24 protein-coding genes and 1 pseudogene are annotated in these 22,457 nt (G+C 65.7%); 17 read left to right on the forward strand and 8 right to left on the reverse strand.

The window, feature by feature from the left end; genetic code table 11:
* Positions 1 to 42: 42 nt before the first annotated feature.
* Positions 43 to 279, forward strand: a pseudogene (locus QE444_RS16430) (SDR family NAD(P)-dependent oxidoreductase); the annotation flags it as partial.
* A 362-nt stretch (positions 280 to 641) separates the two neighbouring features.
* On the forward strand, positions 642 to 887 hold the full coding sequence (locus tag QE444_RS16435) for a hypothetical protein (RefSeq protein WP_208691586.1): 246 nt from the start codon (positions 642 to 644) through the stop codon (positions 885 to 887).
* A gap of 138 nt (positions 888 to 1,025) precedes the next feature.
* Here the strand turns inward: QE444_RS16435 and QE444_RS16440 are convergent, their stop codons facing one another.
* The 4 genes from QE444_RS16440 to QE444_RS16455 all read right to left on the reverse strand — a co-directional run bounded on the left by QE444_RS16440 (position 1,026) and on the right by QE444_RS16455 (position 3,469).
* On the reverse strand, positions 1,026 to 1,247 hold the full coding sequence (locus QE444_RS16440) for a hypothetical protein (protein WP_133860976.1): 222 nt from the start codon (positions 1,245 to 1,247) through the stop codon (positions 1,026 to 1,028).
* A gap of 188 nt (positions 1,248 to 1,435) precedes the next feature.
* Positions 1,436 to 2,119, reverse strand: coding sequence for an LrgB family protein (locus QE444_RS16445; RefSeq protein WP_133860977.1), 684 nt, complete (start codon positions 2,117 to 2,119; stop codon positions 1,436 to 1,438).
* On the reverse strand, positions 2,112 to 2,462 hold the full coding sequence (locus tag QE444_RS16450; RefSeq protein WP_187979581.1) for a CidA/LrgA family protein: 351 nt from the start codon (positions 2,460 to 2,462) through the stop codon (positions 2,112 to 2,114). The genes QE444_RS16445 and QE444_RS16450 overlap by 8 nt, the downstream gene beginning before the upstream one ends.
* Before the next feature lie 386 nt (positions 2,463 to 2,848).
* Positions 2,849 to 3,469 (reverse strand): helix-turn-helix domain-containing protein, encoded by a 621-nt coding sequence (locus tag QE444_RS16455; RefSeq protein WP_309739997.1) that lies wholly within the window; start codon positions 3,467 to 3,469, stop codon positions 2,849 to 2,851.
* A 144-nt stretch (positions 3,470 to 3,613) separates the two neighbouring features.
* Between QE444_RS16455 and QE444_RS16460 the strand changes: the two genes are divergently transcribed.
* From QE444_RS16460 to QE444_RS16480, 5 genes are all read left to right on the forward strand, one after another.
* A complete protein-coding gene (locus QE444_RS16460) occupies positions 3,614 to 4,876 on the forward strand; it encodes a serine hydrolase domain-containing protein (RefSeq protein ID WP_405046437.1) in 1,263 nt (420 codons plus the stop codon).
* A gap of 127 nt (positions 4,877 to 5,003) precedes the next feature.
* The gene (locus QE444_RS16465) at positions 5,004 to 6,338 is read left to right on the forward strand and encodes an alginate export family protein (protein ID WP_309740003.1); all 1,335 of its coding nucleotides are present in this window, start codon (positions 5,004 to 5,006) and stop codon (positions 6,336 to 6,338) included.
* A 41-nt stretch (positions 6,339 to 6,379) separates the two neighbouring features.
* A complete protein-coding gene (locus tag QE444_RS16470) occupies positions 6,380 to 6,868 on the forward strand; it encodes a DUF3237 domain-containing protein (protein ID WP_187979585.1) in 489 nt (162 codons plus the stop codon).
* A gap of 77 nt (positions 6,869 to 6,945) precedes the next feature.
* Positions 6,946 to 8,118, forward strand: coding sequence for an MFS transporter (locus QE444_RS16475; protein WP_309740007.1), 1,173 nt, complete (start codon positions 6,946 to 6,948; stop codon positions 8,116 to 8,118).
* A gap of 165 nt (positions 8,119 to 8,283) precedes the next feature.
* Positions 8,284 to 8,538, forward strand: a complete 255-nt coding sequence (locus QE444_RS16480) for a DUF2790 domain-containing protein (RefSeq protein ID WP_273862200.1) — start codon at positions 8,284 to 8,286, stop codon at positions 8,536 to 8,538.
* A gap of 137 nt (positions 8,539 to 8,675) precedes the next feature.
* On the opposite strand, the gene QE444_RS16485 is transcribed toward QE444_RS16480, so the two are convergent.
* Complete coding sequence (locus tag QE444_RS16485) at positions 8,676 to 8,870, reverse strand: hypothetical protein (RefSeq protein WP_187979588.1); 195 nt, start codon at positions 8,868 to 8,870, stop codon at positions 8,676 to 8,678.
* 230 nt (positions 8,871 to 9,100) lie between these two features.
* On the opposite strand from QE444_RS16485, the gene QE444_RS16490 reads away from it, so the two are divergent.
* Positions 9,101 to 10,072: an endonuclease gene (locus QE444_RS16490; protein ID WP_280306766.1), complete on the forward strand. Its 972-nt coding sequence runs from the start codon at positions 9,101 to 9,103 to the stop codon at positions 10,070 to 10,072.
* Between the two features lie 56 nt (positions 10,073 to 10,128).
* Here the strand turns inward: QE444_RS16490 and QE444_RS16495 are convergent, their stop codons facing one another.
* On the reverse strand, positions 10,129 to 11,361 hold the full coding sequence (locus QE444_RS16495) for a glutamate carboxypeptidase (RefSeq protein ID WP_280306542.1): 1,233 nt from the start codon (positions 11,359 to 11,361) through the stop codon (positions 10,129 to 10,131).
* Positions 11,362 to 11,868: 507 nt separating this feature from the next.
* On the opposite strand from QE444_RS16495, the gene QE444_RS16500 reads away from it, so the two are divergent.
* From QE444_RS16500 to QE444_RS16525, 6 genes are all read left to right on the forward strand, one after another.
* A complete protein-coding gene (locus QE444_RS16500) occupies positions 11,869 to 12,645 on the forward strand; it encodes a transporter substrate-binding domain-containing protein (protein WP_309740016.1) in 777 nt (258 codons plus the stop codon).
* Between the two features lie 64 nt (positions 12,646 to 12,709).
* Complete coding sequence (locus tag QE444_RS16505) at positions 12,710 to 13,387, forward strand: amino acid ABC transporter permease (protein ID WP_280306540.1); 678 nt, start codon at positions 12,710 to 12,712, stop codon at positions 13,385 to 13,387.
* Entirely contained in the window at positions 13,384 to 14,118 is a 735-nt protein-coding gene (locus QE444_RS16510; RefSeq protein ID WP_309740019.1) for an amino acid ABC transporter ATP-binding protein, read from the forward strand. Before QE444_RS16505 ends, QE444_RS16510 begins: the two co-directional genes overlap by 4 nt.
* 20 nt (positions 14,119 to 14,138) lie before the next feature.
* On the forward strand, positions 14,139 to 15,374 hold the full coding sequence (locus QE444_RS16515) for a cysteine desulfurase-like protein (RefSeq protein WP_187979592.1): 1,236 nt from the start codon (positions 14,139 to 14,141) through the stop codon (positions 15,372 to 15,374).
* Positions 15,375 to 15,410: 36 nt separating this feature from the next.
* Entirely contained in the window at positions 15,411 to 16,280 is an 870-nt protein-coding gene (locus QE444_RS16520) for a MurR/RpiR family transcriptional regulator (RefSeq protein ID WP_158890436.1), read from the forward strand.
* A 52-nt stretch (positions 16,281 to 16,332) separates the two neighbouring features.
* On the forward strand, positions 16,333 to 17,235 hold the full coding sequence (locus QE444_RS16525; RefSeq protein ID WP_187979593.1) for an allantoinase PuuE: 903 nt from the start codon (positions 16,333 to 16,335) through the stop codon (positions 17,233 to 17,235).
* 128 nt (positions 17,236 to 17,363) lie between these two features.
* Here QE444_RS16525 and QE444_RS16530 read toward each other — a convergent pair whose 3' ends face one another.
* Both QE444_RS16530 and QE444_RS16535 read right to left on the reverse strand, forming a co-directional pair.
* A complete protein-coding gene (locus QE444_RS16530; RefSeq protein WP_133860994.1) occupies positions 17,364 to 17,813 on the reverse strand; it encodes a DMT family transporter in 450 nt (149 codons plus the stop codon).
* A 260-nt stretch (positions 17,814 to 18,073) separates the two neighbouring features.
* Positions 18,074 to 19,066, reverse strand: coding sequence for a dienelactone hydrolase family protein (locus tag QE444_RS16535; RefSeq protein WP_309740025.1), 993 nt, complete (start codon positions 19,064 to 19,066; stop codon positions 18,074 to 18,076).
* A 183-nt stretch (positions 19,067 to 19,249) separates the two neighbouring features.
* Here QE444_RS16535 and QE444_RS16540 point away from each other — a divergent pair, with 183 nt between their 5' ends.
* From QE444_RS16540 to QE444_RS16550, 3 genes are all read left to right on the forward strand, one after another.
* Positions 19,250 to 20,218, forward strand: coding sequence for a helix-turn-helix domain-containing protein (locus QE444_RS16540; RefSeq protein ID WP_187979594.1), 969 nt, complete (start codon positions 19,250 to 19,252; stop codon positions 20,216 to 20,218).
* 65 nt (positions 20,219 to 20,283) lie between these two features.
* Positions 20,284 to 21,210, forward strand: a complete 927-nt coding sequence (locus QE444_RS16545) for a transporter (RefSeq protein WP_187979595.1) — start codon at positions 20,284 to 20,286, stop codon at positions 21,208 to 21,210.
* A gap of 10 nt (positions 21,211 to 21,220) precedes the next feature.
* Positions 21,221 to 22,438 carry an MFS transporter gene (locus tag QE444_RS16550; RefSeq protein ID WP_187979596.1) on the forward strand — a complete coding sequence of 406 codons (1,218 nt, stop codon included), beginning with the start codon at positions 21,221 to 21,223 and terminating at the stop codon, positions 22,436 to 22,438.
* The last annotated feature ends 19 nt before the right edge of the window (positions 22,439 to 22,457 follow it).

Genomic DNA, 22,457 nt, shown 5'->3' on the forward strand with positions numbered 1-22,457 from the left:
CACGGGACGCAACAGGGTGCTTGGAGCCGGGCGGTAGCCGCCGCAGGCCTGTCGGAGTTCGCGCCGTTCGAGAGCATCAGCGGAGAGCACTTCGACCGGACCTTCGCGCTCAACGTGCGCGCCCTGCTCTTCGCCACCCAGGCAGCGACGGCGAGCATGCCCAATGGCGGCGCCATCGTATTGATCGACTCCATCGCCGCGCCGATCGGCACCCACGGCTATGGCGTCTATGGCGCAAGCAAGGCCGCAGTGCGCTCCTTCGTGCACCTGGGCCAATGAACTGGCACCCCGCAACATCCGCATCAACGTCGTTGCGCCGCGACCTCGGCGGAAGTATGGGAGCAGCTGAACAGGCTGATCCCGCTCGGCCGTATGGCACGTGTCGACGGTGGCAAGGCGTAGGTCTGAAAGGCATTGCCCCTGCATCCCAGGCAAAGGATCGATGCGTTGCTCCTGCACATCCGGGTAGAGGGTAGGTGCTCGGAAACAGGCATGGCATCAGGAGGGAGATCCAAGCCGCTTCACTGGCTTCCTGACCGCTCGTCTAGACAGGACCAAGCCAGCGGATCAATTATTGCGATATTCAAACGGACGAATCATAGTGGCCTTATGACCTCTGCCTGATCGAAGCCCGACGCCCTATGCACCCTGATCCCCAGAGCCACGCCCGCGAGGCGCTGCTTGGCCTGCATCGCCAGCTACAGGAAAACGCCAGGCGGCTGGGCACGGTGGACTGCGACGATCCGGACGTCCGCGCTGTCCTGCAGGCCGTGCAGGATCTCAATGAGCGGGTTGCCGACATGGTGGCCGAGACGGCCCTGCTGGCGCCGCTGCCGCTGGACCCGGTCGCAGGAAGCAGCGCTCACGACGCCACCGATCAGCGCTGATCCGCCGGACCTTTCTGCCTGAACGCGCCGCCGCCCTGCCCGGCGTTCGAAATACCAGACGGTGCGGCGTACGCCAATCGACAGAGCATCGGCAGACCAGGACGGCTGGTTGCGGAAACCGGGCCAGCACGCAGACGCCTAGCGGCCGGCGTCCTTACCCGGCAGGCGCTGGAAGGCACGGGCCCATTCGAGCAGGGAATTTTCCTCGTCGGTACGATCGTCCACCCCACACTCTTCCAGCACGGTCACCACGCGATTCATGAAGTCTCGATCAACGCGAGCCTGCTCCATGATCCGGTCCAGATTCAGCTGACCGAGTTGCTGGAGGGTGGTCTGAAATTCCTTGTCTTCCATGCCCATGACATCTGTCCCTGTAAGCACGGCTGCCGATCGCCGGCTGGCCTAGTGCTATCATCTTTCGCGCGGGCGTTATTCACATAACGGTTATCGCATGAAGTGTCGATAATGATGACTGAGCGGCAGTTGGCAGCACTCCGAGCTCGTCGACTCAGGGCTTCCGGTCGGCCCGCTCCTGGCGGCACTGGCGCTCAACCGAGCACCAGCGGCAGCACCAGAGCGGTAACGATCCCGAGCAGGATCATGCCCAGCGCCGAGAACGCCGCCGTCTCCTGGCTTTCCCGCAAGGCATGGGCGGTGCCTATGGCATGGCCGTTCATGCCGAGGGTCAGACCGCGGGCCGCGGGATCCTCGACCTTGAAGACCTTGAGCAGTGGCAGGGCCAGCGTGGTGCTGATGACGCCGGTCAGCATCACGATCACCGCGGTCAGCGGCGCGACGCCACCGAAATGATCCGCCAGGGGCAAGGCGATCGGCATGGTCACCGACTTCGGCAGCAGACTCATCAGCAGTGTCTCCGGCAGGCCGAACAGCCAGCCCAGGGCCAGGGTCAGGGAAACACCTACCACGCCGCCAACCGTGAGGGTTATCAGCAGCGGCGTGCAGAGTGCCGTCACGCGCTGGACGTTCTTGTAGAGCGGAACGGCCAGGCCCACGGTGGTGGGTCCGAGCAGCATCGCGAGCAGGCCGCTGGCGCTTCGATACCTGTCGTAGGGAATCCCGCCGATCAAGAGCACGGTCGCGACGATGGCGGTGGTGATCAGCACCGGTTGCAGCATGACCAGGCGCAGGCGCTGTTGCAGCACGAGCGCCAGCTGATAGGCCGCGAGCGTCAGGGACAGGGCCAGCAGGGAAGCGAGGGCCGGGTCAGACATGGTCTTTGCTTCTACCGATCAGGTACTGCAGCAGCCAGCCACACAGGGGCACGGTGACCAGCAGGGACAGGGCGATGACCAGCACCAGGCGCAACCACACCGAGGTGTCGAGGCCGCTGAAATCGACGATGCCAACCGCCGGCACCACGAGCATCAGGGGCAGATAACCAAGCAGATTGCCCGCCATCTTCTCCACCCCTTCGGGCACCCTGCGCAGCAGGATCAGCAGGGCGAAAAGCACGATGATCCCTATGACACTGGCCGGAATGCCGCCGATGAAATTCGTCATATAGGTGCCAAGCAGGTAGCAACCCACCAGTGTCAGGAAGCCCGTTACGTTCATAACCACCCCGAATGCCTTGTTATTCCAAACAGTCCGCACTATGCGCCCGCGCAGCCATGCCAGGCCCGCGCCAGCCGGACCGCTCCGTTGGCTGTCGCCCCTTCCGCAAGAGCGGTGATCACTGCCGGTCAGGCTGTCTGACGTTCCCCTGCTACGCGCGGCCTCACTATAGGCGCATCTGAAAATGGCTGGGCAAATCCATGCCGAGCTCAGCGAAAGATACCCATCCTGTTCGGCTCACTGCTGGGTTGGCGCCGCGATCCGCCTCGCCTTTCCCTGACCTCGCAATCGACTCGCCGGCTATCCCGTCACGTTCCCTGAGCGAGACCTGTCGAGACGCCAGCCGGTCCGGGAAGACAGCCAAGGCTGATGCAGCCACTAGCGCCTCACGCCGGTACCGCGCGCATGCCTTCGAAGATCAGGCGCGTGGTTTTGCGCACGGTGGCCGCGTGGCCTTCGCGATCCATCTCGTCACTGGCCGTCAGGCGCAGCAATTGCAGATGCGAGTAGTCGTTGAGCAGGAAGGCCGCCAGCTCCACGTCCAGATCGGCGCGCAGCTTGCCGGCGGTCTGCAGCTCGCGCAGCACACCGGCGATCTCGCCCTGCAGGCCGCGGTTCATCTGTCGGTAGGCCTGGGGCAGACCGCTGTCGCCCCCCACCAGTACCAGCGGCAGCAATTCGCGCCAGAGGGCGGCGGGCAGGACGTCCAGGGCGTAGCTGACGAGCAGGTGCTCCAGATGGCAGAGCGCCTCGACGGGGTCCGCGACGTCGCGGATGTGCCGGCGCACGTCGATCAGCGCCCGGCGATCGGACTCCTTGATCATTTCCAGGATGATCTCGTGCTTGCTGCCGAAATACTTGAACACCGTGGGCGCCGAGACGCCGGCCTCGCGGGCGATCTGCTCGACAGTGGTCTCGCGAAAGCCCTGACGCTGGAACAGCATGACCGCCGCGGCCGAGATGGCGGTGCGGCGTAATTCCTTCTGACGTTCGCGTAGGCCGCTCACCGTCGCTCCTGATTCCCTTGGGGTGCGATGGAGAATAGCTGGCGGGACTTGGGTATGAAAAATATTTTATTGACTAAAGAAATTAACAGGGTTAATTATTTTCCCGTACCTGCTCTACGCAGGGCCACTGCCAGGATGAGTCTGATGAACCAGAGCCTCGACCGCTCCCTGGTTTCCCGGAATCGGGGAGTCAGCGAGATGTACGACCAACAAGAACAAGAGCCCGTACTGATGCAGGGTTTTCCGGCCGAGCCGGACCAGCGCGTGACCTGGGCCAACTGGATGTCACCGCCGTTCAATCGCTGGGGCTTTCGCAACCTGGCGCGCCTGCGCCCCACCATCGAGGTGGCTGCCGGGCCGCGACCGGACAGGGTGCTGGCCCATGCGCCCGTGGCCCTCGAAGCGCTGAGGTTCCACAGCAGCTGCGGCCGCAGCGTCAGCGCCCTCGACCATCTGCGCGCCAGCAAGACCGACGGCTTTCTGGTGCTGCACCAGGGCCGCGTGGTGTACGAGCGCTACTTCAACGGCCAGGTCGCCACCGATCGCCACATCATGTTCTCGGTCACCAAGTCGCTGATCGGGGTGCTCGGCGAGCAACTCATCCACGACGGCGTGCTCGATGCCCAGGCGCTGACCCAGCATCATGTGCCGGAACTGGCCGGCAGCGCCTTCGGCGACGCCAGCGTCCGCCAGCTGCTCGACATGGCCGTGGGTGTCCACTACACCGAGCTCTACGACGATCCCACCTCGGCAAGCTCGCAATATGGCTATGCCTGCGGCTTCAAACCGGCCCTGCCCGACTACGCCCAGTACGAATCCCTGTACCAGTACCTGCCGTCATTGCGCAAAAGGTGCGAGCACGGCGGCCTCTTCCATTACGTGACCGCCACCACCGAGGTCCTGGCCTGGGTGATGGAGCGCGCCAGCGGCCTGGGCTGCGCCGAACAGTTGCAGCGGATCTGGCAGCACCTCGGCTGCGAGCGCGACGCCTACTTCATGGCCGATCCCTGGGGTCGCAGCGTCGCCGGTGCCGGCTTCAACGCCACCTTGCGCGACATGGGCCGCTTCGGCCTGATGCTGGCCAACGGCGGTCGGGTCGACGGCCAGCAGGTCATCGACCAGGCGGTCGTCGAGGCCATCGCGGCGGGCGGGGACCCGGCTCTCTATGGCGTGCACCAGGACTTCGCCGACTGGACCCCGGGTGCCTCATACCGCAGCCAGTGGTATGTCTTCAACGATCACAGTCCGGCCATCATGGCCAGCGGTATCCACGGCCAGTACCTGTTCGTCGACCGCGCCGCCGAGGTGGTGATCGTCAAGCAATCCTCGCTACCCGAAGCGGTCACCGAACTGGACATCGATACCGTACGGCTGCTGCGCGCCATCGCCGCCCAACTGCGCGGCTGATCCATCCCTAACGAGATCGACGAGCGCCGGCCCGCCAGCGCTCCCACCTGCTGCGCCAGGTATTCGGTGGTCGCCTTGGCCACCCTTCACTGCCCTGTAATACAAGAAAAATAGTCAGGAGCTCTCTATGTGCACAACCAAGCGCCTTTCCGGCGTGCTGCTGGCGCTCGGCCTGCCGCTGGCCAGCCAGCCGGCCCTGGCGGGCTATCCATTCGAAAACGAAAACCTCAAAGGCGAGTTCAACCTGACGGCGGGCGCCGGTTCCATCACCACCCGGGGCGTCAATTTCGGCGCCGGTCGCGTGGATGCCCGCAGCGGCAGGAACGACGGCAGCCGCGTTGCCTGGCAGGAGTTCTACGTCAAACCTGGCGTCACCCTCGACTATTCGCTCAGCGACAGGCTCCACCTGCTCGCCGGCGGCTCGGTGGTCGGCGCCGCCACCCTTGGCGACGGCGATGCCGGTGGCTTCACCCGCAGCTCCGACGGCCGCTTCGCCCCGGAAGAAGGCTACGCCGGGGTACAGGCAGGTGACTGGAAATTCACCGCCGGCCGCCAGAACTTCATGGTCGGCACCGGCTTCATCGTCATGGACGGCAATCTCGATCTGTTCGGCGATGGCGCCTACTGGCTCGGTCCGCGCACCGCCTTCCGCGACTCGGCGATCCTGGCGTGGGGGCATGGCGCGGCCCAGGCACAGGCCTTCACCCTGCGCACCGACGATCACTATGGCGATTTCCGCCTGAGCGGCGCCAACCTGGATTACGACCTCGACGGCCAGGTGACCCTCGGCGCCCTGGCCATGACGGTCGATACCCTGGCCAGCAACAACAGCACCACGGCACGTCGCGACGGCATGCGGGTGTACAACCTGCGGGCCCTGCGCGGTCACCTGCCGGGCCTGCCGAATCTCACCTTGAATGGCGAATACGCGGTGCAACGTGGTGGTGACGGCGCCCTCAGCTACGACGCCAGGGCCTGGTACGCCCAGGCCGACTACCAGTTCCAGGAACTGCCCTTCACGCCCACCCTCGGCTATCGCTACGCCGTCTTTTCCGGCGACGACAACCCGACCGACAACCGCCAGAAGGCCTGGGACCCGCTGAGCAAGGGTTTCACCGACTGGAGTACCTGGCTGATCGGCGACGTGGTGGGCAACTACCTGCTGTTCAACAGCAACGAGCGCGTCCAGCAGTTCTCGCTGAAGAACCGGCTCAGCGACACCCTCACCCTGGGCGTCATCCACTACCAGTTCTGGCTCGACCAGGCCAACTTCCGCGGCGCCGCGGTCAGCGATCGGCGCTTCGCCGACGAGACCGCGGTGTACCTCGACTGGACGCCCAACCGGCAGTTCTATGGCTCGCTTTCGTACAACTGGGTGCAGGCCAGGTCGGCCGCCCGCCAGGCGTTCGGCGACAACGATCGCTTCAGCGCCCTCGAGCTGTATTTCACCTATCGCTACTGACCACCAGTCACCATAGCCCCCGTGGGGCACAGGAGAGCGTGATGAATACCAAGACACCAACCGGGATCGCCGTGCCGACGCTGGAATGGGTGCTGAGCCTGCAGGTGCTCATCGACCCGGCCGATGGCCTGGGTGCCTGCACCGATGGCCAGCGCAGCAACTATCGAATCACCGGCGGGCATTTCGAGGGCGTGAACGTACGCGGCGAAGTGATCGCCGGCGGCGCGGACTTCTATCTGCTGCGCAGCGACGGCGTGGGCGAGCTGGACGCACGCTACAGCCTGCGCAGCGACCAGGGCGAGTGGATCAACATCCACAACACCGGCCTCATCACCCTCAGCGACAGGGGACAGGCGCAGGTCGCCCAGGGCCTCTGGCCGATCGCCGAGGAGGACTATCACTGCAGTTGCACACCGCGCTTCCAGGTGGCGAGCGGCAGACTCGACTGGCTGACCCGCAGCGTGATGATCGGCAAGGTGGGCTATCCCGCCGCCGACCAGGTGGCCATCCACTGCTATCGCCTCACCTGACCGGCCACCCCTCTTACAGCCAGGCTTTCTACTGAAGCGGCAGGCCACGTGGTGGCCGAGCCGGCAGGTAAACGACCATGACCATCGCCAAGCAAACCCTGGTGCGCACCGCGTGCATCGCCATCGCCGCCGCCTCGATTCTCGTCATCGGCGTGCAGCCGATCTTCATCGGACTGCTGACCGAACGCCTCGACCTGACCCTGGCGCAGCAGAGCTGGACCCTGTCCGTCGAGATGTGCGGCTCCATCGTCGGGACGCTGCTGTACCTGCCGATGATCCGCTTCCTGGGGCCGCGCACCCTGGCCCTGAGCACGGCCCTGCTGCTGCTGTTCGCCAACGCCGCGACCGCCAGCGTCACCGCCCTCGATCCGCTACTGGCCTTGCGCGGCCTCTCGGGAATCTGCTCGGGGGTGCTCTACTCCTATGCCATCTACTGGCTGGGCAGCATGCCGGGCCAGGACAGGTCCTTCGGCATCCTGCTGTTCGTGCAGACCGCCCTGTTCGCCAGCAGCGCGGTGCTCATGCCGATGATCGCCGAGTGGCAGGGTTTCGCGGGGGCGATCTACTACCTGGCCGCCTGGTTCGCCCTGGTCTGTCTGCTGAGTCTCTGCCTGCCGGCCAGGCAGAGCCCGGAAGAGCGACAGGTCTCCCCCGCACCGCTGCGGTCCGGGCTGACGGTGATCGGCGTCTGCTCGCTGCTCGGCATGCTGTTCCTGCAGCTGTCGATCTACTCGCTGTGGGGCTTCGTCGAAGGCATCGCCCGCGACGCCGGGGTGGCACCGGTGGACATCGGCTGGGCGATCAGCATCGGCCTGCTCGGCGGCTTGCCCGGTGCGGCCCTGCCCAGCGTGGCCGGGCGCCATCTGGGCCGCGTGCCGATGATCCTCACCGGCTCCCTGGCCGTGCTCGGCGCCATCTATCTGCTGGCCACGCGCATCCACACGGCGGCGGATCTCATGCTCGCGGTGTTCCTGATGAACTTCGGCTGGAACCTGGCGTTGTCCTACTACATGTCCTCGGTCGTGACCCATGATCCGAGCGGGCGCCTGACCAAGCTGGTCGGCGTGGTGCAGGTCGCCTCGGCCGCCGCGGCGCCGACCCTGCTGAGTCTGCTCATCGAAGGCAACGACCGGAGCAGTCTCTTCGTGCTGTCGGCGGGCGCCATCCTGATCGGCTGCGTCCTGGTGCTCGTCATGCTGTCCTGGGGACGCCGCCAGGTGCCGGGCAAGGCGCTGGACTGCTCTGTGTGAGCGGTGCGCGCACGCAGGGGCCGCGCGAATATCACGGCCGGCCGTGCGGCCAGGCGACAACCTCCATGACCGATTTGTCATCACCCGGTCAGCCTAGCGCCCCCCCTGTCCTCCTAGAGTGGTCCGGTCAGCGACTCGCTACCCACCCCTTCAAGAGGACTCTCCATGAAAGCGCTCCTGCTCGGTCTTTTCGGTCTGCTCGCCACCGGCTCCGCCCTGGCCGCTCCCGACCATCCCGCCCTGATCCATGACCAGCCCGGTTTCTTCGTCCCGCTCGACATCGCCAAGGTCGTCAGCCAGACCGACCTGGACGCCCAGTGCGGGATCGTGCCGGCCCGCCTCGACTATCTGGATCACGCCGGCCGGGAGCATGAGCTGGACTATCTGGTGTCTGGCAATGGCTGCTACAACCAGAATTGAGGCGTTATTCGACCCGGTACCGAAGCGCGGCGGCCACCGTCGCGCTAGCCGAGAGGCCTTCTGCATCGTCCTCTTCTGCCCCCGGAACCCAGGGATATCGGGCGGGTAGAGAACGCAACGGATCGGCGGGCGGACCGCTAGAAGAACCGATAGGCCTTGGCCAGTGCCCGCTCCAGCACGGCGATGCAGGCGTGGTCGTCCGCATAGGACAGGAACTGGCGCTGAACATCGGCCTGGGCCTCGGCCAGCCGCGTCTTGCGCTCGGCCAGCTCATCTTCCAGCACCAAGGTGCTCATACCGCCCAGATCACAGCAGGGGGTGGGGCCATTCATAGAAAACTCCGGACAGAAGTGCAGACTGCGTCATCAGACAAGTTTTTGAGATTTGGTTCACAAATCTTAGCGAATCCCATTGTTGCTGAAAGGTGCGTTTCGACCTGAGGTTGTCCAGCCCCCGAGCTAGAGCGTCTGCCCTGAGACTTGCGCACCCTGCACCCGCTATCAGCGAGGCAAAAGCTATACAATTCGGCGCCCTAATCGAGCTGTGAAGATACATGCGCCTTTTGCTTTCGCTCCTCCTGGCCACACTGGTGGCCTCCTCCGCGCTCGCCGCAGCGCCCGATACCTTTGTCGAGGCCAAGGTAATCGCCAGACAAAAAGTCTATTTCGATCAGAACACCAGCGCCCAGGGCGACCTCTATTGCGGCTGCAAGTGGGAGTGGGTCGGCAAGTCCGGGGGACGGCTCGATGCCGCCTCCTGCGGCTTCCAGGCGCGCAAGCAGGAAAACCGCGGCGAACGCACCGAGTGGGAGCACATCGTGCCGGCCTGGACCTTCGGTCATCAGCGCCAGTGCTGGCAGAACGGCGGACGGGAACACTGCGTGGCGGATGACCCGGTGTTCCGCGCCATGGAGGCCGACCTCTTCAACCTCTACCCCGCCGTAGGCGAGGTGAATGGTGACCGGGCCAATTTCAACTACGGCATGGCCCAGGGCGTGCAGCCGCAATACGGCCGGTGCACGACCAAGGTCGACTTCCAGGAACGCGCCGCCGAACCGCGCGACGAGGTCAAGGGCCTGGTCGCCCGGGTCACCTTCTATATGTTCGATCGCTACGGCCTGAACATGTCGCGCCAGCAGCAACAACTGCTGATGGCCTGGGACAAGCAGCAACCTGTCACCGCCTGGGAGCGCGAACGGGACAGCCGCATCGCCGCGGTGATGGGCCACGGCAACCCCTTCGTGTCCGGCGAGCGGCACTGGACGCTGGGCTACCAGCCGGTTGGCGACGGCATCGTCAGCCCCCTGCCGGTAGCCAAGCCAGCGCCGTCAGCGCCCTCAGCACCGGCCAAGACCGATAGCCCCGCCGCGGCCGGCCAGGGCGCGATCATCGGCAACCGCAACAGTCACGTCTATCACCTGCCGCAAGGCTGCCCGAGCTACGCCCAGGTGGCGCCGAAGAACCAGGTCAAGTTCGCCTCCGAAGCCGAGGCGAAGGCGGCGGGCTTCACCAAGGCGGGCAACTGCGCGCCCTGATCGCCAGCCCCGGGCGCTGACCGGCAGCACCCAGGGGTCCTGAGCCGCTTCGGCAGTTACTGCCCCTTGGACAGCTCCACCAGCATCCGCGTGAGCAGATAGATGCGCGGCGTCACGCTGTCCAGTTCCACGTATTCCTCGGGCGTGTGCAGCTTGCCGCCGACGATGCCGAAGCCGTCCAGGGTGGGCACGCCGGCACCAGCGGCGATGCTGGCATCCGCGGCGCCACCGCTGCCTTCGACGGTCAGGGTGCGGCCCAGCTCGCCATAGATGCCCTGGGCCATGGCCAGCAGCCGATCGCTCGCCGCGGTCTGCGGCATCGGCGGCAGGCCACGCTCCAGCCGCGTGGTCACCTCGGTGTCGGGGATCTGCTTGTTGGCAGAGATCCGCGCCAGGTCCTTTTCCACCCGGTCGAATTCCTCGGGCAACGCGGCGCGGACGTCGGCCTTGGCGACGGCGTGATCGGGGATCACGTTGATGCGCTCGCCCGCCTCGATCACGGTGAAGTTGACCGAGGTCTTCTTCTCCGCATCGCCCAGGTCGCTCAGCTGCAGTACCTGGTGCGCGACTTCGGTGGCGGCGTTGCGCCCCAGCTCCGGAGACACGCCGGCATGGGACGCCTTGCCCTTGACCTCCACCACGGCGGTGGCGCTGCCCTTGCGCCACACCACCAGGCCATCGGCCGGCCGGCCCGGCTCCAGATTCAGCGTCACATCATGCTGCTTGGCGGTGCTGGCGATCAGCTCGGTGGCGGCCTGGGAGCCGGTTTCCTCGCTGGCGTCCAGCAACAGGGTGATCTGCCCGTAGTCCTTGAAGTCGAGCTTCTTGAGAATCTCCAGCGCCGCCAGGGCGACCACGATGCCGCCCTTGTCGTCGGACACGCCCGGACCATAGGCGCGCTTTTCATCGGTGCGATACGGCCGGGCCTTGGCCGTGCCCTCCTTGAACACCGTGTCCATGTGCGCCAGCAGGAGAACCTTCGCCTTGCCGCTGCCCTTGAGCGTGGCGACCAGGTGCCGGCTCTGGTCCGGTGCGGTGTTGGGCACCTCTTGCACCGTGGCGCCGAGTTTCTGCAATTCCGCGCTGACGAGCTTGCCCACTTCGGTCAGGCCGGGCGCGTAGCCGGACCCCGAGTCGATGTTCACCAGTTGCTCCAGCAACGTGAGCGTCGGCGCCTTGGCCTGTTCCGCGGCGGTCTGGATGCGCGCGTCGAGCGCGGCGCTGGCGGGCAGGGCGATACAGCAGGTGAGAACGGCAGCGAGGGTGGTGCGCAAGAACGGAGCGGACATCGGACTTTCCTTGTTGGCCTTGTTGGATTAGTCAGACAACTGTAGTCGCAACAAGGACATAGGGGAAACCCGCGCATTTTCCCGGCCGTCCCGGGTAGACGATCCAGCCGTTGTCGCGGAAGGACCTGGCCGCTCCCGGGCTTCGTCAGCTACCTGGTGGCCCTGCGGACCAGCGGGTTGCGCCTTCTATCCGCCGCCGCAAAGCCCAGCCGCCGGACGGCATGCCCAGCGCCCCGGCGCGGCCCTGAGCCGAAGGCCCCGTGCCTCATTTTCAGGCACGGACTGCCGCGCGGGCCCAAGGCGTCTGGCGCCAACCTTTCCCCGGCGTCCCCGCTCAGCAGCCCCGTCCGCAACCCTGCCAAGGCGGCTTCCGCGGCAATTCTCCGCACGATTTTGGAGCAAAAAATCCAATAAAATTTACCATTGAATAAAATAATTCACTGCCTTACTCTCGATTCGACGTTGTAAGGAAAAGCCACTGACAGCACCGGAAAATAGGGAGTGAAGATGAAAGCGAAGATAGCGTTGGGCTTGCTCATGACCGCCGCAGTAGCCCTGCCCGCCTGGTCAGCCGACTGGACGGTGGGGGCCAACGTCGGCAACGTGCCCTGGGAGTTTCAGGACGCCAAGGGTGACTTCGTCGGCTTCGAAGTCGATGTGGTGAAGGAAGTGGCGAAGCGGGCCGGCAAGAGCGTGGATTTCGTCAACATCCCCTTCAACGGGCTGTTCAGCGCGGTGCAGTCGAAACGCGTCGACATCGCGATCTCGTCCATCACCATCACGCCCAAGCGCCTGGAATCGGTCGCCTTCGCTCAACCCTACTTCGACAGCGACCAGTCGCTTACCGCCCTGACCAAATCCAAGGTGAAGAGCCTCGAGGACATGAAGGGCAAGGTCGTCGGTGTCGATACCGGCTCCACCGGCGACATGTGGATCGGCCAGCACCAGAACGAGTACAGGTTCGCCGACGTCTCGCGCTACGAGGGGCTGTCACCGGCCATGCTGGACCTGGGCTCCGGGCGCATCGATGGCTACCTGAGCGATATCCCCGCCGTCCTCTACTACATCAAGGACAAGCCGCAATTCACCATCGTCGCCCGCATTCCCACGGGTGAACGCTATTCGCTGATGTACGCCAAGGGCTGGCCCATGAGCGACCAGGTCAACGACATCATCAGCAAGATGAAGGAAGACGGCACCCTGGGCGCCATCCACAAACAGTGGTTCGGTACCGAGGCCGCCAAGGAGTCGAGCACCCTGAAGGTCTCCGCCGCGCCCAAGTAAGCCCTGCCGCTGCTGCAGGCCCGGGGCGAGGTTCGTTCGCCCTGGGCCGTGACCGAGGTATCCCATGGATCTTCTGCAAACCTTCTTCAACTGGAACGTGCTGGTCGAATCGCTGCCCCTGATGATCCGGGGCCTGGGCGTGACCGTTCTGCTGGGCCTCGTGAGTATCGTCCTGGGTCTGGTCGGCGGGCTGTTGCTGGCCCTGCTGCGTCTGTATTCCTACGCGCCGGTGCGGCTGCTGGCGCGGATCTACATCGACATCATGAGGTCCATCCCGCTGCTGGTCCTGCTGGTCCTGATCTATTACGCGCTGCCATTCGTCGGGATCCGCCTGTCTTCCTTCGCGGCAGCGGCCAGCGCGCTTTCCCTCGTGTCCTGCGCCTACAGCGCCGAGATCTTTCGCTCGGGCATCGAAGCCATTCCCCGCGGTCAGTTCGAGGCGTCGGCCGCCCAGGGCATGAGCTTCTTCAACACCATGCGCGACGTCGTGTTGCCCCAGGCGATCCGCATCGTGCTGCCGCCCATGACCAGCAACTGCATCAACGTCATGAAGGACACCGCCCTCGCCTCGGTGGTGGCGATGCCCGACCTGCTCAAGCAGGCGACCCAGGCCCAGGCCCTGGCGGCCAACCCGACCCCGCTGGTGGGCGCCGCCCTGCTCTATCTGCTGCTGCTGTTGCCCATGGTGCAACTGGTCAGCTGGGTCGAAAGACGCAATGGCGTGGGAGGCAAGACCGCATGAGCACCCTGATCGACATCGAACACCTCGACAAGTACTACGGCAATTTCCAGGCGCTGAGCGACATCAACCTGCAGGTCGAGGAAGGCGAGGTGGTGGTCATCCTCGGCCCGTCCGGCTCCGGCAAGTCGACGCTGATCCGCTGCATCAACCTGCTGGAAAACTACCAGCAGGGCCATATCCGCGTGGCGGGCGAACGGGTCGAGAACGGACCCCGCCTCGCCGGTATCCGCAGCGAAGTGGGCATGGTCTTCCAGAGCTTCAACCTCTATCCGCACCTGAGCGTCCTCGACAACGTGTCGCTGGCGCCGATCCGGGTGCGCGGCCTGCACCGGCGCGAGGTCCATGCCCGCGCGCGGGATCTGCTGGTCAAGGTCGGCATGGGCGATCACGCCCACAAGTACCCGAGCCAGTTGTCCGGTGGCCAGCAGCAACGGGTCGCCATCGCCCGCACCATGGCCATGGAGCCCCGCGCCATCCTCTTCGACGAGCCCACCTCGGCACTGGACCCGGAGACGGTCGGCGAGGTGCTCGACGTCATGCAGAACCTGGCCCGCTCCGGCGTCACCATGGTCGTGGTGACCCATGAGATGGGCTTCGCCCGGCGCGTCGCCGATCGGGTGATCTTCATGGAAAGCGGTCGCATCGTCGAACAGAACACCCCGGAACCCTTCTTTACCGCCCCTCAGGAACCCCGCACCCGGGCCTTCCTGCAGGCCATCCTGCACCACTGATCCTGGCTGGAGAGAGTCGCGTGAATTCCCTCGATATCGCATACGTTCGCAAGCAGTTTCCCGGTCTGGCCGACGACTACGTCTTCATGGACAACGCCGGCGGTTCCCTGGTGTTGCAAGGGGTCGCCGAGCGGGTGGCCGACTATCTGCTCAACAGCAGCGTCCAGCTGGGCGCCTCCTACCCGCCCTCGGTCGCGGCCGGCGAACGGGTGATGCAGGCGCGCCGTTCGGTCATGCAGCTGATCAACGCGGCCCATCCCGACGAAGTCATCATGGGCGGCTCGACCACCCACCTGCTGCAGATACTCTGCCGCGCCATCGCACCCTCGATCGCGCCCGGTGATGAAATCATCGTCACCAACTGCGACCACGAAGCCAACATCGGCCCCTGGGTCCGGCTCTGCGAAGACCGCGGCGCCACCCTGCGCGTCTGGCAGGTCGATCCCGACAGCCTCGAACTGGAACTGGACGACCTGCAGGCGCTGCTCGGCGACAAGACCCGCTATGTGGCCGTGACCCACGCCTCCAACATCCTCGGCTCGATCAATCCCGTCGCCGAGATCGCCCGTCGCGTCCATGCGGTGGGCGCGCAGCTGTGCGTGGACGCGGTGGCCTATGCGCCGCACCGGCTGGTCGATGTGCAGGCCAGCGGCGCCGACTTCTATGTCTACAGCTTCTACAAGACCTTCGGCCCGCACTTCGCCGTGCTCTGGGGCCGTCGCGACCTGCTGCTGGAATTTCCCAGCCTCAACCACTTCTTCATCGGCCAGGACGTGGTGCCCTACAAACTGCAGCCCGGCAACGTCAACTACGAGCTGTCCTTCGGCTGCATCGGCATCTCCGACTATCTGCTCGACATCGGCGACCGACTGGGCGTCCAGGGTAGCGAGCGCGAGCGGATGCAGGCAGCATTCGACGCCTTCGAGATCCAGGAAGATGCCCTGGCCGAGCGACTGCTGGGCTTTCTGCGCCAGCGCCCCGGGGTTCGGGTCATCGGCAAGACCGGCGTCCAGGCGCGCGTACCCACCATCAGCTTCGTGGTGGAAGGCGTGCGCTCGGAAGCCGTGGTGCTCAAGGTCGACGAGCAGCGCATTGGCATCCGCTTCGGCGACTTCTATGCGCGGCGCCTGATCGAGGCGCTGGGCCTGGCGCCCCTGGGTGGGGTGGTGCGGGTGTCCCTGGCGCACTACAACACGCTCGAAGAGATCGATCGCCTCATCACCGCGCTGGATCAGGCAATCACCGAATTGCGCTGACCGGCGCCTCTCCTTTCCCTCTGCCGAGCGTTTTTCATGGCCTTACCGGAAACCCTTGCGGAGCTGCGCGACTGTCTAGCCGCCCAGCACGAGCACCTGTCGGAGCGGCTGCGCGACGCGGCCCGCTTCCTCATCGACAATCCGCACGAGATCGCCCTCAGCACGGTCGCCGAGCTGGGCCGGCGCTCCAACATCGCCCCGACGGCTTACATCCGCCTGGCCCAGGCGCTGGGCTTCGCCGGCTTCAAAGATCTGCAGCGGCTGTTTCGCGCGCCGCTGCAACAGGCCGCCGATACCCACAGCGAGCGCATCCGGCATTACGGCGGGGAAAAGCTGCTGGACGATCCCAGCGACGTCGGCGCCATCCTGCGGGAATTCAGCCAGGCCAATATCGTGTCCCTGGAACACCTGGCGGAAGGCGACCAGCAGGCCAACATCGAAGCCGCCATCGCCCACCTGCAGGTCGCGCGCACCACCTTCGTCATCGGCCTGCGCCGGGCCTTCCCGGTGGCCGCCTACCTGAGCTACGCCCTGAGCCGGGTGGGCCGCCGCGCCGTGCAGATCAGCGGCGGTGGCGGCACCCTGCCGGAACAGGTCAGCGCCATCGCCCATGACGATCTGCTGATCGCCGTGAGTTTTCCGCCCTACGCCCGGGATACCGTCGAGGCCTGCCGGCAGGCGCGCGAGGCGGGTGTGACGCTGGTGGCCATCACCGACACCGTGCTGAGCCCGATCGGCAAAATGGCGGAGACGGTCATAGAGGTCAACGATGCGGAGCTGCTCGGCTTTCGCTCCCTCACCGCCTCCTTCTGCATCGCCCAGACCCTGGCCATGGGACTCGCCTTCAGCCAGGGCGATACCGATGGCACCTTCGATCATGAACGACTGAAGGACATCGACTGTTGAGCCCCTGCGCTCACCTTGTAGTTCACAACTAGCACTTCAGGAGTAGACCCCGATGCTGTCACCTGCACGCGATTTGGTGGGTTATGGAAGACAACGCCCGCAAGGTACCTGGCCCAACGGCGCCCGTCTGGCCATCAGCCTGGTGATCAACTACGAGGAAGGCTCCGAGCGCTCGCTCGCCATGGGCGATCCGGACCAGGAGTCGATGACCGAATGGGGCAGCTACGCCATCCCCGCCGGCACCCGCAACCTGGCCATGGAATCCATGTATGAATACGGCTCCCGCGTCGGCATCTGGCGGATCCTCGATATCCTCGACGAACAGGCGGTGCGCGCGACCTTCCATGCCTGTGCGGTGGCCTTCGAACAAAATCCCGAGGTCGCCAAGGCGGCCGTCGCCGGTGGCCACGAGATCTGCAGCCATGGTTATCGCTGGGAAGAAGTCTTTCGCCTGAGCGAAGAAGAAGAGCGCGAGCACATCCGCCTCGCCGTCGAATCCTTCGAACGCACCTGTGGCAAGCGGCCGGTCGGCTGGTATTGCCGCTATGGCGCCAGCATCCACACCCGCCGGCTGGTGGCCGAGGAAGGCGGCTTCCTCTACGACTCCGACGCCTACAACGACGACGTTCCCTATTTCGTCGAGGTCGAGGGCAGGCGCCATCTCGTCGTGCCCTACACCGCCGACGTCAACGACTTCCGCTACTGGAACTCGCCCGGCCTGTCCCAGGCCTCGGACTTCTTCGAATACATGAAGGAAAGCTTCGAGGTCCTCTACGAGGACTCCGCGACCGGACCACGCATGATGTCGATCGGCCTGCACCCGCGCATGGTCGGCCGCCCCGGCCGGGTCCGGGCGATCAAGAGATTCATCGAATACGCCAGGCAGTCCGAGGGGGTGTGGTTCGCGACCCGCGAAGAGATCGCCCGCGCCTGGCTGGAAAGGGCTGACGGCTAGGCTGATCCCGAGCGCGTCTGGAGGCGCCTTGGCGGTCTCCGCGCTGTCGTCACCGTCCGGACGCGATGACGACAGCCGTCCCGGGGACAAGGGGACCGCCGCGTGCCGGCGACTAGCGGGGTGCCGCTTCAGAACCGCGCGATCAGGACGACCCCGGCAATCATCAGGAGCGCGCCCAGCAGCCGCCAGCCATTGACCGCATGCTGTTCCATGGAAAACAGGCCGAAGTGATCGATGGCCAGGCTGGCGATGAGGTTGGCGGTGATGGTGACGCCGTTCACCGGCGCCGCGCCGAGGCGCTGGATGAACAGCAGACCGGCGAATACCGCTACCGCGCCGGCGATGCCACCCAGGGGCGCCCACCAGGGCATGTCGCCGAGCTGGCTCACCGAGGGCAGCGGCCTGGGCATGCAGATGAACAGCCCGATCGCGACGAAGGTCACCATCACGAAGGACACAGAGGTCGCCAGCCAGGGATTGACCAGCGCCTTGTTGAGCGAGCCGTTCATGGCCGCACCGGCAGCCTGCAGGAATCCGGCAACGACGATAAGGATATAAGCCCAGTTCGCAGTATTCATCAGGAGTCGTCTCGGAGCGGAGCATGGAGGGGGCGCGGGGCCGATTCAGTGGCCGGGCGAGGCCTGAGTTACGACTGGACACATCTTGTAAAAGTGCCGTCTCGCTCGTGCCTGAAGGCTCTACCCCGGGATATTGGCCGCTTTTTCGACCAGCGGGCCTGACCAGCCGCCTGGATCGATGCCGGTTCCGTAAGGCGACTCGCGCGAGTCCTGGTGCGGTCCTGCGCCCTCCTCCGCCAGGGCCGATGGCGGCGTCAGGCCTATTTCACGATGGCCTTGACCGCCTCCAACACATCCCGGGTGGCCTGGCGGGTCGCCTCCGCATCAGGCCCGACCCTGGGACCCAGCACGACGCAGCTGTCCCGGTAGGAAAAGACCTTGCCGGTCTGCTGGTTGATCAACTCGCCCCTGGCGTTCTCGGCGATCCGGCAGTCACGCACGGTCTGGCTGCCCTTCGCGACCACCACCGGACTCCAGGCATAGGGGCTGTCGAAGCCATGCTCGGCATGGGGATAGGTATGCACCCCGAGGTCGGCCCCCTGCTGCTTGAGCGTCGCGAAATAGCCCTCGCAGCGGGAATAGGGATCGTAGTTGTCGGCCAGGCCGTGGTAGACCCGCAGCGGCTTGGCGATGACCTGGTCCTGCTCGCGAAAGGTGATCGAGCAGTCGGGGTAGAACGACAGGTAGCCGGCGAACTGGAAATCCTGGCTTTTCCAGCGCTTGTCGAAGCGCTCCAAGGCAGCATAGAGCGAAGCCTGCCCGCCGCGGGAAAAGCCCATGAGCAGGATCTTGCCCGGATCGATCCGCGCGTGCCGCGCGAGCAGGGCGCCGGCGCGATAGTCATCCAGGACGAAATTGAGCCGCCCCAGCTGGGCCTGATTGGTGGCGGTGCTGGTGATGCCCCGGCCCGAGAAGCCATCCACGGCGAAGGTGGCGATGCCGACCTGATTGAACTGCCGCTGCCAGTAGGTGATGTTGGCACCCACCCCGCCCGAGCCATGCTGGAGAATGACCACCGGCACTTTGCCCGCGCCTGGCGGCAGCGACAGCACGCCACCGAGCAGCACCTCGGTGCCGCCCTTGTCCCCCGTCAGGAATTGCTGATCGCTCAGGGTCAGCGAGGTGAAGGTCAGCACCTCTTGCCGAGCGGGGATATCGGTTGCCGGCGAGGTGGTCGCACAGACGGTGGCACTGGCAAGGCAGGCAATGGCCGCGAGCGCGGGGCGCAAAGATCCAGCGGACAGATGGGACATCGGTTGCATCCTTCTTGTAGGGTCCTCCCAGGGTAGCCAATCGGCGTCGCTCTGCTGGAGAGGCGGTGAGCAGAACCCGCCGCACTAGCCAAATTTGGCACCTTTGTCGCGTAAACCGGCCTTGAGGTACGAAACTTGTAGCTCCCGCGCCAACGGCCCTTTGCGACCCAAAAGGTTTCCCAAATGCACCAAGACGGCTCCCTCGCGTTACCGCCGCGCGTCCGGCATCGGTATACCGGTGACATCGACGAGCATGCGCTATGCGTCGAGGGCTGGCACATGCAATACGATCAGCTGTCGTCGGGTCGTTTTCAGGGCGAGCTCAGCGACCTCTGGCTGGACGACCTCAGCCTGCTGCGGGATCGCTCCAACCAGGCCATGCTCAAGAGCGGCGAGGCCCAGGGGAACACCCTGACCTTCAGCCTGCCCATGCGTGACGCCGGCGCCCTGCACTGCGGCGGCCATACCTTGCACGAGGCCCAGCTACTGGTGGCGCGTGGCGACAATCTGCCGGAGCTGCGTACCCCGGCCAATCTCGATCTGCTCTGCATCAATCTGCAGGAAGCCGAGATGGCGCGCCTGCTGGCCTGCCAGCACAGCGCTCTCGACGTGCGCGACCTGTCCGGCTGCTATCGCCTCCCTACCGGCTGTGCCCATGGGCAGCTGGCCGCCCTGGCCCATCAACTCTTCGCCCCGGAAGCGGAAATCCAGACCTGGCTGGACCATCCGCGCACCCGCGCGACCCTGCGCGACACCGTGCTGCTGCACCTGCTCGATCTGCTCGACACCAGCGAACCCCATGAGCTGGCACCTAGCGCGCGGCTGCGCATGGTGCGGCGGGCGCGGGAATACGCCCTGGCCCATCCGGACCAGCCGCCCAGTATCCTGGAGCTGTGCAATCGCGTCGGTGCCAGCCGCCGCAAGCTGCAGTACTGCTTCCAGGAGACGCTGGGCATCAATCCGGTCGCCTACCTGCGCACCCTGCGTCTTAATGCGGCCCATCGCGCGCTGCGCCGGGGAGCAGGCGAATCGGTGCAGGACGTCGCCGCCCGGTGGGGTTTCTGTCACCTCAGCCGCTTCGCTCGCGACTACCGGAGGCTGTTCGGCCAGTTGCCCTCCACCACCCTCAAGACCGCCACGCAGAAGTGCTGAATCTGGCTAACGGCGGATAACGGCTTTCCCTCAGGCTCGAGTGGCCAATAAGAAGAGGGAACTCCATGAACGTTACCCGTCCGCTCCACGCCCTTGCCGTCGGCCTCGCCGTCCTGGGGCTGACCGCCGCGACCCACGCCACCGAAAGCGGCTCGCCCACCACCGCCTTCGGCGTCTACGATTTCGGCGCCGGCTTCACCCCGCCGCCGACGCCCCACGGCACCCTGGGTCTGCGCAGCAACTTCTATCGCGCCACCTCCATCCGCGACAGCCACGGTCGCGACAACGGCAATGACTTTTCCATCGACGTCCTCTCCCTGGGCCTGGCCTACCTGAAGATGACCGATACCCGCGTCCTGGGCGCTCGCTATGGTTTCGGTGGGGTCCAGCCCTTCTTCAGGATGGACGCGGACCTCACCGTCAAGGCCAACGGCGTTCCGGTGTTTGCCGACAGCGCCACGCTCTTCCGCCAGGCCGACATCCAGGTCATTCCGCTGATCCTGCAGTGGGAGCCCTCGCGCAATCTGGGGGTGAACTTCTGGTTTCAGGTGCAGGCGCCCACCGGGGATTACGACAAGAATCGACTGGTAAATCCGGGCACCAACCACTGGACCGTCTCGCCGATGCTGAACCTGAGCTACATCAGCGATTCGGGATTCGAGGTGTCGTCCAGCTTCCAGACCGACTTCAACAGCCGTAACCCCGCCACCGACTACCGCAGCGGCACGGAATACCGCCACGAATTCGCCGTGGGTCAGCACTTCGGCCCCTGGACCGCGGGCCTGGGCGGCTACTACTACCGCCAGCTCACCGACGACGACGCCCCCGGCCTCACCCGCGGCAATCGCGCCCGGGTACTGGCGCTGGGACCGGCGCTGAGCTTCTTCCAACCTGGCCTGCCAGCGGTCTGGGTGCACCTCTACAAGGAGGTCGACGCCCGCAACCGCGCCGAAGGCTACGCCTTCGCCGTGCGGCTCTCCCACAGCTTCTGAGGATCCGTCCATGACCGCCACCGCCTCCCCCCGCCCCACCCCCGGCCGGCGCCAGGGTGCCGTGCTCCTGCTCGGCAGCAGCCTGACCATCATGGGTTCGGTAATGGTCGCCCCGATCATCCCCAAGCTGGGCGCCGAATTCGGTCCCGTCGAACCCCGCGCCGATCTGCTGATCCCCCTGGCGATGACCGGGCCGGCCCTGGCCATCGCCCTCTTCGCGCCCCTGGCCGGCTGGCTGGCCGACCGCCTGGGTCGCAAGCGGCTGCTGATCATCGCCACCTTCTGCTACGCCCTGCTCGGCATGCTGCCGGCGCTGCTGCAATCATTGCCGGCCATCACCCTCACCCGCCTGGTCTTCGGTTTGGCCGAGGCCGCAGTGATGACCTGTTGCGTGACCCTGATCGCCGACTACTGGCAGGGCAGCCGGCGGCTGGCCTACGTCAATGGCCAGGTCATCGCCATCAGCCTGGTGGGCTCGCTGTTCTATGTGGTTGGCGGCGCCCTGGGCGAGCACTCCTGGCGCACGCCCTTCTACCTCTATCTGCTACCGCTGCTGCTGGTGCCCTTCATGCTGCGGCTGCTGTGGGAACCAATCCGCGCCCAGGTCACCAGCGGCGCCGACGAAGGCCCCCAGCACAGTGCGCCGCTGCCCCTGATCGTCAACTACCTGCTGGTCTTCGCCGGCATGGTGCTCAGCGTGGTAGTGCCCATCCAGAGTCCGCTGCTGCTGGTGCAACTGGGCATCACCTCCAGCACCCTGATCGGCGCCTCGGCGGGCCTTGGCCTGCTGGCGACCCTGGGCGGCCCGCTGCTCTGGCCGCTGCTGCGCCGCCGGTGGGGCCTGGCCGGCTGCAACGCCGTGCTGCTGGCCTGCATGGGCAGCGGCCTCTGGCTGCTGGTGAACGCCCGCAGCTACGAAGCCGTGCTGGTGGCGGTGACCGTCCACGGCCTGGGCGTCGGCATGCTGGTGCCCAACACCATGGCACCGGTGATGGGCGCCCTGAGCGCCCGGGCCCGGGGCCGCGGCATGGGCGGCTACACCGGCTGCCTCTACCTGGGTCAGTTCGCCAGTCCCCTGGTGGTGGCAGTGCTCCTGCCCTTCACCGGCGATCTGCACCTGGCCATCCGTACCCTCGCCAGCGCCGCTTTGGTCGCCGCACTGGTCTGGGCGGCCGTCGCCCTGCTGCGGCGCAAGGCCGCCCTGCCCGCTCCGTCGCGCTCTTCCTGAATTCTGATCGAGGATTTTT

Source organism: Pseudomonas sp. SORGH_AS_0199, from assembly GCF_031453735.1.
GTDB lineage: Bacteria > Pseudomonadota > Gammaproteobacteria > Pseudomonadales > Pseudomonadaceae > Chryseomonas > Chryseomonas aestiva.

Coding starts and splice junctions, on each gene's coding strand:
- QE444_RS16550 (WP_187979596.1), top strand. CDS start 21,221: ATGACCGCCACCGCCTCCCCCCGCCCCACCCCCGGCCGGCGCCAGGGT.
- QE444_RS16470 (WP_187979585.1), top strand. CDS start 6,380: ATGAATACCAAGACACCAACCGGGATCGCCGTGCCGACGCTGGAATGG.
- QE444_RS16495 (WP_280306542.1), bottom strand. CDS start 11,361: ATGTCCGCTCCGTTCTTGCGCACCACCCTCGCTGCCGTTCTCACCTGC.
- QE444_RS16540 (WP_187979594.1), top strand. CDS start 19,250: ATGCACCAAGACGGCTCCCTCGCGTTACCGCCGCGCGTCCGGCATCGG.
- QE444_RS16475 (WP_309740007.1), top strand. CDS start 6,946: ATGACCATCGCCAAGCAAACCCTGGTGCGCACCGCGTGCATCGCCATC.
- QE444_RS16460 (WP_405046437.1), top strand. CDS start 3,614: ATGAACCAGAGCCTCGACCGCTCCCTGGTTTCCCGGAATCGGGGAGTC.
- QE444_RS16525 (WP_187979593.1), top strand. CDS start 16,333: ATGCTGTCACCTGCACGCGATTTGGTGGGTTATGGAAGACAACGCCCG.
- QE444_RS16505 (WP_280306540.1), top strand. CDS start 12,710: ATGGATCTTCTGCAAACCTTCTTCAACTGGAACGTGCTGGTCGAATCG.
- QE444_RS16445 (WP_133860977.1), bottom strand. CDS start 2,119: ATGTCTGACCCGGCCCTCGCTTCCCTGCTGGCCCTGTCCCTGACGCTC.
- QE444_RS16440 (WP_133860976.1), bottom strand. CDS start 1,247: ATGGGCATGGAAGACAAGGAATTTCAGACCACCCTCCAGCAACTCGGT.
- QE444_RS16535 (WP_309740025.1), bottom strand. CDS start 19,066: ATGTCCCATCTGTCCGCTGGATCTTTGCGCCCCGCGCTCGCGGCCATT.
- QE444_RS16530 (WP_133860994.1), bottom strand. CDS start 17,813: ATGAATACTGCGAACTGGGCTTATATCCTTATCGTCGTTGCCGGATTC.
- QE444_RS16500 (WP_309740016.1), top strand. CDS start 11,869: ATGAAAGCGAAGATAGCGTTGGGCTTGCTCATGACCGCCGCAGTAGCC.
- QE444_RS16435 (WP_208691586.1), top strand. CDS start 642: ATGCACCCTGATCCCCAGAGCCACGCCCGCGAGGCGCTGCTTGGCCTG.
- QE444_RS16485 (WP_187979588.1), bottom strand. CDS start 8,870: ATGAATGGCCCCACCCCCTGCTGTGATCTGGGCGGTATGAGCACCTTG.
- QE444_RS16510 (WP_309740019.1), top strand. CDS start 13,384: ATGAGCACCCTGATCGACATCGAACACCTCGACAAGTACTACGGCAAT.
- QE444_RS16545 (WP_187979595.1), top strand. CDS start 20,284: ATGAACGTTACCCGTCCGCTCCACGCCCTTGCCGTCGGCCTCGCCGTC.
- QE444_RS16520 (WP_158890436.1), top strand. CDS start 15,411: ATGGCCTTACCGGAAACCCTTGCGGAGCTGCGCGACTGTCTAGCCGCC.
- QE444_RS16480 (WP_273862200.1), top strand. CDS start 8,284: ATGAAAGCGCTCCTGCTCGGTCTTTTCGGTCTGCTCGCCACCGGCTCC.
- QE444_RS16450 (WP_187979581.1), bottom strand. CDS start 2,462: ATGAACGTAACGGGCTTCCTGACACTGGTGGGTTGCTACCTGCTTGGC.
- QE444_RS16465 (WP_309740003.1), top strand. CDS start 5,004: ATGTGCACAACCAAGCGCCTTTCCGGCGTGCTGCTGGCGCTCGGCCTG.